This is a genomic window from Streptomyces milbemycinicus, assembly GCF_002154605.1.
Taxonomy (GTDB): Bacteria; Actinomycetota; Actinomycetes; order Streptomycetales; family Streptomycetaceae; genus Streptomyces; species Streptomyces milbemycinicus.
Map to the genome: position 1 here is coordinate 1 of NZ_MUNE01000673.1, position 7,491 is coordinate 7,491.

General features: G+C 71.9%; 7 protein-coding genes. All 7 read left to right on the forward strand.

From position 1 onward, the window contains the following. Nucleotides 1–254, forward strand: a 254-nt coding sequence (locus tag CCN51_RS42330; RefSeq protein WP_143676073.1) for a hypothetical protein, incomplete at its 5' end; no start/stop codon positions are given. Next, nucleotides 251–1,462 carry a VWA domain-containing protein gene (locus tag CCN51_RS42335; RefSeq protein WP_014177353.1) on the forward strand — a complete coding sequence of 404 codons (1,212 nt, stop codon included), beginning with the start codon at nt 251–253 and terminating at the stop codon, nt 1,460–1,462. The genes CCN51_RS42330 and CCN51_RS42335, both read left to right, overlap by 4 nt. A gap of 171 nt (nt 1,463–1,633) precedes the next feature. Continuing rightward, nucleotides 1,634–2,485, forward strand: a complete 852-nt coding sequence (locus tag CCN51_RS42340) for a hypothetical protein (RefSeq protein ID WP_043487054.1) — start codon at nt 1,634–1,636, stop codon at nt 2,483–2,485. Between the two features lie 98 nt (nt 2,486–2,583). Next, on the forward strand, nt 2,584–3,951 hold the full coding sequence (locus CCN51_RS42345) for a hypothetical protein (RefSeq protein ID WP_014177351.1): 1,368 nt from the start codon (nt 2,584–2,586) through the stop codon (nt 3,949–3,951). Nucleotides 3,952–4,281: 330 nt separating this feature from the next. Beyond that, nucleotides 4,282–5,457 carry an ADP-forming succinate--CoA ligase subunit beta gene (gene sucC, locus CCN51_RS42350; RefSeq protein ID WP_086860786.1) on the forward strand — a complete coding sequence of 392 codons (1,176 nt, stop codon included), beginning with the start codon at nt 4,282–4,284 and terminating at the stop codon, nt 5,455–5,457. A gap of 20 nt (nt 5,458–5,477) precedes the next feature. After that, on the forward strand, nt 5,478–6,362 hold the full coding sequence (sucD, locus tag CCN51_RS42355; protein WP_014177349.1) for a succinate--CoA ligase subunit alpha: 885 nt from the start codon (nt 5,478–5,480) through the stop codon (nt 6,360–6,362). A gap of 209 nt (nt 6,363–6,571) precedes the next feature. Then, nucleotides 6,572–7,491 (forward strand): cell division protein PerM (locus CCN51_RS59440; protein WP_281262479.1); only part of this gene is annotated, 920 nt, incomplete at its 3' end.

Sequence of the window (7,491 nt, forward strand, 5' to 3'; positions counted from 1 at the left end):
ACGACGCCGGGGTGCGCCGCACGCTCGGCGAGTTGGTCCGCCGCGGACCGGCGGCGGGCGACGGCCCGCGGCCGGTCGGTGGCCCGCCCGCGCCCGGGTTCGGGCCCGGGCTGGACGAGGGGCGCGCGGCGGCCGCCCTGCCGGCGGTCCGCCTTCTCCTGGGGCTTGACGACAGCCACGACAACCACAACAACCACAACAACCACAACAGCCACGACAGCCACAACAGCCACGCGTCGGAGGTGGCCGGATGACCGCGGAGACGGCCGGGGAAGCCACGGACGAGCGGCTGCGCCGCTGGCGGCTGGTGCTCGGCGGGCAGGGCGGCGACGGGACCGGATACGCGCTGAGCGGGCAGGACGCCGCGATGGACCGCACACTCGAAGCGCTCTACGGCGCTGGCGGCGGGACGGGCCCCGGTGGCGGCGCGGCCGCCACCGCCCGCGGCGGCTCGCCGGGGAGCGGTCCGCGCGCGGCCGGGCTCGGCGGCTCCGCGCCCCAAGTGGCCCGCTGGCTGGGCGACATCCGCCGATACTTTCCCACCTCTGTGGTCCAGGTCATGCAGCGCGATGCCATCGACCGGCTCGGCCTGTCCGCGCTGCTCCTGGAGCCCGAGATGCTGGAGGCCGTGGAGGCGGACGTCCACCTCGTCGGGACCCTGCTCTCGCTCAACAAGGCGATGCCGGAGACGACCAAGACCACCGCCCGCGCCGTCGTCCGCAAGGTCGTGGAGGACCTGGAGAAGCAGCTGGCCACCCGCACCCGCGCCACCCTCACCGGCGCCCTCGACCGCACCGCCCGGACCAGCCGCCCGCGCCACCGCGATATCGACTGGGACCGCACCATCCGCGCGAACCTGAAGAACTACCTCCCCGAGCACCGGACTGTCGTCCCCGAACGGCTGATCGGATACGGGCGCGCGGCGCACGGGGTGAAGAAGGACGTGATCCTGTGCATCGACCAGTCGGGGTCGATGGCCGCGTCCGTCGTCTATGCCTCCGTCTTCGGCGCCGTACTGGCCTCGATGCGCTCCCTCGCCACCCGGCTCGTCGTCTTCGACACCGCCGTCGTGGATCTGACGGAGGAGCTGGACGACCCGGTGGACGTGCTCTTCGGCACCCAGCTCGGCGGCGGCACGGACATCAACCGGGCGCTCGCGTACTGCCAGTCGCAGATCTCCCGCCCCGCCGACACCGTGGTCGTTTTGATCAGCGATCTGTACGAGGGCGGCATACGCGACGAGATGCTGGGCCGGGTCGCGGCGATGAAGGCGTCCGGTGTGCAGTTCGTCGCGCTGCTCGCGCTGTCCGACGAGGGCGCGCCCGCCTATGACCGGGAGCACGCCGCGGCGCTCGCCGCGCTCGGCGCGCCCGCCTTCGCCTGCACCCCCGATCTCTTCCCGGACGTCATGGCCGCGGCAATCGAAAAGCGTCAACTACCCATACCGGACAAGGAGCTGTAACCGTGGCCGGGGGGTTGCGCCGCCCCCCGTCCGTCGTGCAAGGATCAACCCATCGCCGCGGAAGTGAATCTGACCTTCCGATTGGTCGATCCAAATCTGCTTCGCCGTGTTCTGTATGCCCGTATGCCCGTACCTCTGGGAAGGCCTCCGATCTTGTCTGCTGTGTCCGCCATGCCTGTCGCAGTGCGCCTGCCGCGCACCGCGGCCGCGCGGCGGGCGCTGCTGGCGGCGCTGTTCCTCGGGGGCTTCCTGGCGCTCGCGTTCCTCTTCGGGGGCAGCGCGCACGCCGCGGACCGTACGGACACGGGCGGGGCGGCCGGTTCGTCGGCCACCTCCGGGCTGCTCGGCCCGGACAGCGCCGACGACGCCGTGGCGCGGCACACGAACGACGCCGCCCAGGCCACCGACGACGCGGGGGCCACCAAGGCCACCGACGACGCGGCGCAGGTCGCCGACGACGCCGTACGAGATGCCGTACGGCCGGTCGAGAAGCAGACCCGGGAGCTCACCGAGCCGGTCACCGACCTGCTGGACCAGACGGGCTCGTCCCTGCCCGTCCACCTGCCCTCCGACGTGCTCGGCGGGGCGGGCGACGACACCGGTCCGAGCGGTTCCGTGCCTGCTCAGCAGCCGTCCGACGGCCACCAGGCCAAGGGCGACAAGGCATCCGGACACCAGGCCGCGCGCGCCGCTACCCGTATGGGGCCCACGGCCCTGCGGTCGGCCGTGACCGCGCCGCGCACCGTCGCCGATCACGACCGGGCCCCGGTCGTGCGGGCGGCGCACGGCCCGGCCCAGGGCGACGGCGTTCCGGCGCCGCTTCCCTTCCCCCTCCCCGGTTCCCCGGCGGGGGCCGTCGCCCAGTGCACCAGCGACAGCGGCGCCCCCCGTGGCGGGGACACCCATGCCGCCCTGGTGCCCGGCGGCCAGGCGAGCCACTGGCTGCGCCCCGGCGCCGTACGCGCCGAGAGCTCCGCGCCCACGCGTGAGCGGTTCAACGAAGTCCTCGAATTTCCCGGCTAGGGCAGACCTCCACTCCGTCTGTTTGAGACCTGCCGCGCGGGGGCGGGTCAGGTCTGCCCGTCCGAACATCCCCCCTGAATTCGAAGGACTTCCCCCTCATGCGTAACAACATCCGCCGTTCCATCCTCGTCGCCGCTGCCGCCACCGGCATCTGGGCCCTCGGCACCGCCGCCGCCAACGCGGACACCCTCCCCGAGGTCCCGGCCACCGACAGCGTCACCAGCACCGTCGGCGGCGCCGCCAAGACCGCCGGGGACACGCTGCCGACCGACGGCGTCAAGGACGTGACCAACGGCGTGGCCGACACCTCCAAGGTCACCGGTGCCGCCGGCAAGGCCGTGGACGGCGCCAAGGCCACCGTGGACGGCGCGGCCTCGAAGGTCACCGGCACCGCGAAGGGCGCCCTGCCGGGCGTCGGCGACGTGACCGGCCTGACCGACGGTCTGACCGGCGGCGTCGCCAACGGCGCCACCGACAAGGTTGACCCGGCGAAGACGGTCAAGAAGGCCAAGAAGACCGTCAAGAAGGCGCAGAAGGCCGCCAAGAAGGTCACCGGCGGCGTCGACCTGCCCACCGGCGAGGTGCCCGGCGTCGTCCCGCAGCTCCCCGGCCTCGGCTCGCTGCCGACCGTGCCCGCCCTCCCCTCCGTCCCGGGCGAGCTGCCGGCCGTCCCGGCCACCCCTGAGCTGCCCGCCACCCCCGGCTCGGCCGACAACCTGCTCGCCGCCCTCTCCGGCGCGGGTGTCCGTCCGGAGGAGCTGGCCGGCAAGGCCCAGCGCGCCGTGGGCGACGCCCAGGCCACCGCCGGTTCCATCGCCCCGGGCGAGCTGCCCCCGGCCGGGAACGACGTGGTGGGCAAGGTGACCCCGGTGGCCCAGCAGACCGTCGGTGACGCCGGCGTGCTGGCCGACGATGTGTACCTGCAGGTCGCCCCGTACGCCCAGAACCTGGCCAATGGCGCCCAGGACGGCGCGACGGGCGTGGCCGGCGACAGCGTGCTGCTCGTGCAGGGCCTCACCCTGACGGTCACCTATGACGGCCAGGTCACCGTCGGCAACGCCGTCGCCGGCGCGAAGACCCTGGTCCCGGCGCTGCCCGGCAACCTGACCGACCTGACGGACGCCGCCGGCATCCCGGCCCTGCCGGTCCTGCCGGGCGTCCCCTCGGTCCCGGCGGACCTCCCGGCGGTTCCGGCCACGGGCCTGCCGACGGTTCCGGCGGACCTGCCGAGCGTCCCCGCGGACCTCCCGACGGTTCCGGCGGACCTGCCCACCGTGCCCGCGGACCTCCCGGCTGTGCCCGCGGAGCTGCCGGCCGTTCCGGCTGACCTGCCCACCGTGCCCGCGGACCTGCCGACCGTCCCGGCGGACCTCCCGGCCGTCCCGGCCGAGCTGCCCACCGTCGACGGCATCGACGGCATCGACGGCATCGACGGCGTTGACGGCCTCGGCGGGCTGAACGTCTGATGACACCACCTGCCGTACGCCGTACGGCATCTGCTTGACCGATCGGGCGGCCCTCGTTGGGGAGGGGGCCGCCCGATCGGCATTTCCCCCTCCGAGCAGCACGGCTGTACAAAGATAGGTGGGTATGGTCGCGATCTGTGACCGTAATCACCGCGCCAGTGTGATCTGCGATTTAGGGACGCAGGTCCTGCGGGGATAACCTGCGAGACGGACATGCCGCGTACCCGGCGCACGTGTGCCGCCTCGTCAAAGATCGCGTCCTCACGCTGCCACCGCGGCACGCCCGCGCAGACAACGAACCGCGATTTCCAGGAAAAGGGACGGACGCGCGTGGACCTGTTCGAATACCAGGCGAGGGACCTCTTCGCCAAGCACGGTGTACCGGTGCTGGCCGGTGAAGTCATCGACACGCCTGAGGCGGCGCGCGAGGTGACCGAGCGACTGGGCGGCCGCGCGGTCGTCAAGGCGCAGGTCAAGGTCGGCGGCCGCGGCAAGGCCGGTGGCGTCAAGCTGGCCTCCGACGCGGATGACGCGGTCGCCAAGGCCACCCAGATCCTGGGCATGGACATCAAGGGCCACACGGTCCACAAGGTGATGCTGGCCCAGACCGCGGACATCAAGGAGGAGTACTACGTCTCCTTCCTGCTGGACCGTACCAACCGCACCTTCCTCGCCATGGCCTCCGTCGAGGGCGGCGTGGAGATCGAGGTGGTCGCCGAGCAGAGCCCCGAGGCGCTTGCCAAGATCCCGGTCGACGCCATCGAGGGCGTGACCAAGGAGAAGGCCGCCGAGATCGTCGCCGCGGCGAAGTTCCCGGCCGACATCGCCGATCAGGTCGCCGAGGTCCTGCAGACCCTGTGGACGGTCTTCATCGAGGAGGACGCCCTCCTCGTCGAGGTCAACCCGCTGGTCAAGACGGGCGAAGGCAAGATCATCGCCCTTGACGGCAAGGTCTCCCTGGACGAGAACGCCGCCTTCCGCCAGCCGGAGCACGAGGCGCTCGAGGACAAGGCCGCGGCCAACCCCCTTGAGGCGGCCGCCAAGGCCAAGGGCCTCAACTACGTCAAGCTTGAGGGCGAGGTCGGCATCATCGGCAACGGCGCCGGTCTGGTCATGTCGACCCTCGACGTCGTCGCGTACGCCGGTGAGAACCACGGTGGCGTCAAGCCCGCCAACTTCCTCGACATCGGCGGCGGCGCCTCCGCCGAGGTGATGGCCAACGGTCTGGAGATCATCCTCGGCGACCCGGACGTCAAGTCCGTCTTCGTCAACGTCTTCGGCGGCATCACCGCCTGTGACGCCGTGGCCAACGGCATCGTCCAGGCCCTGGAGCTGCTGAAGTCCAAGGGCGAAGAGGTCACCAAGCCGCTCGTCGTGCGCCTCGACGGCAACAACGCGGAGCTGGGTCGCAAGATCCTCACCGACGCCAACCACCCGCTCGTGCAGCAGGTGGACACCATGGACGGAGCGGCCGAGCGCGCCGCCGAGCTCGCGGCTGCGAAGTAAGGGAACAGGTCACCAACACCATGGCTATCTTCCTCACCAAGGAAAGCAAGGTCATCGTCCAGGGGATGACCGGATCCGAGGGTCAGAAGCACACCCGTCGGATGCTCGCCTCGGGTACCAACATCGTCGGTGGTGTGAACCCGCGCAAGGCCGGTACGAAGGTCGACTTCGACGGCACCGAGGTACCGGTCTTCGGCACCGTCAAGGAGGCCATCGAGGCCACCGGCGCCGATGTCACCGTCATCTTCGTCCCGGAGAAGTTCACCAAGGACGCGGTCATCGAGGCGATCGACGCCGAGATTCCGCTCGCCGTCGTGATCACCGAGGGCATCGCGGTCCACGACACCGCCAACTTCTGGGCCTACGCCGGCCAGAAGGGCAACAAGACCCGCATCATCGGCCCGAACTGCCCGGGTCTGATCACGCCGGGTCAGTCGAACGCGGGCATCATCCCGGCCAACATCACCAAGCCCGGCCGGATCGGTCTGGTGTCGAAGTCCGGCACGCTGACCTACCAGATGATGTACGAGCTGAGCGACATCGGCTTCTCGTCCTGCGTCGGCATCGGCGGTGACCCGATCATCGGCACCACCCACATCGACGCCCTGGCCGCCTTCGAGGCCGACCCCGACACCGACCTGATCGTGATGATCGGCGAGATCGGCGGCGACGCGGAGGAGCGGGCCGCGGACTTCATCAAGGCCAATGTCACCAAGCCGGTCGTCGGCTATGTGGCGGGCTTCACCGCGCCCGAGGGCAAGACCATGGGCCACGCCGGTGCGATCGTGTCCGGTTCCTCCGGCACCGCGCAGGCGAAGAAGGAGGCCCTGGAGGCCGCGGGCGTGAAGGTCGGCAAGACGCCGTCCGAGACCGCCCGCCTGGCGCGCGCCGCGCTGGCCGGCTGACGCCGCCGACCGGGGCGTACGGCTCACGGGCGCGGGCCCGCATCACCCACGGGGTGGTGCGGGCCCGCGCCTTTTGCCGTTCCGGCTGCCTCTCCGCCACCTGTGCTTATGCGCCTTTACCGCGAAAGGTGCATAAGCGCAATCTTTACGACACGGCGACTAATCGCCTGATGTGCGGATGAAACGGCGGTTATTGGCAGCATGGGCGCGTGACCCAATTGACCGATCGCAGCCCGTCGTTGTCCTCCCCCGGCCGCGCCGCGCTCCGGCGCCCCTCCTCCGAGGTGAGAGAGGCGTTCCTTGGCGGCGTCGTCGCCGCGGGGCTCGGTCTTGGCGCGCTCGCCGTCGTCGTACTCCTGCTGTGGATCACCTCCTCGTCTCCCGACAGCAGCCCGGACGGCGCCCTGCACATCGCCGCCGACCTGTGGCTACTCGCGCATGGCGCGGAGCTCGTACGGACCGAGACGCTGTCGGGGGACTCCGCGCCCGTCGGGCTGACCCCGCTGCTGCTCAGCGCGCTGCCGTGCTGGCTGCTCTACCGGGCCGGGCGCCATGCGATCGAGACGGGTGTGCCGGAGGAGGCGGACGAGGCGGCGGAGGCGGCGGGTGGCCCGGGGCTGTGGGTGTCCGAGGAGGCCACGCTCCACCCGCGTACCGCCTTCGGATGGGTGACGGGCGGCTATCTGCTGGTCGGGGTGGCCATCGTGGTGTACGCCTCGACGGGGCCGCTGCACGTCGACCCGTTCAGCGCCCTGCTGCATCTGCCGCTGGTCGCCGCGGCGGCCGTCGCGGTGGGGGTGTGGGCGGCGGACGGGCGGTTCCCCGGACCGCTGCCGCCCGGTCCCGTACGCGAGGCGTGCCGCCGGTGGCGACGCCGGCTGGGTGACTGGTTGCGCGCGCGGTTGGTCGCCCGGGTGCCGCGCGCCGTACGGCTTGTCTCGGCCCGCCACCGGGTCAAGCGCCTGGTGCGCCTGGTACGCCTGGTGTGTCTCGTGCCCGTCGTACGGCTCCGCTCGGCCGCCGGGCACCGGGGTGCCGCCCCCGGGGCCGTCGAGCTGCGGCCCCCGGCGTACCGGACCCCTGCCTTCCGCGGCGCTGTGCTGCGGGCCGCCGGGGGCCGCAGCTCGAC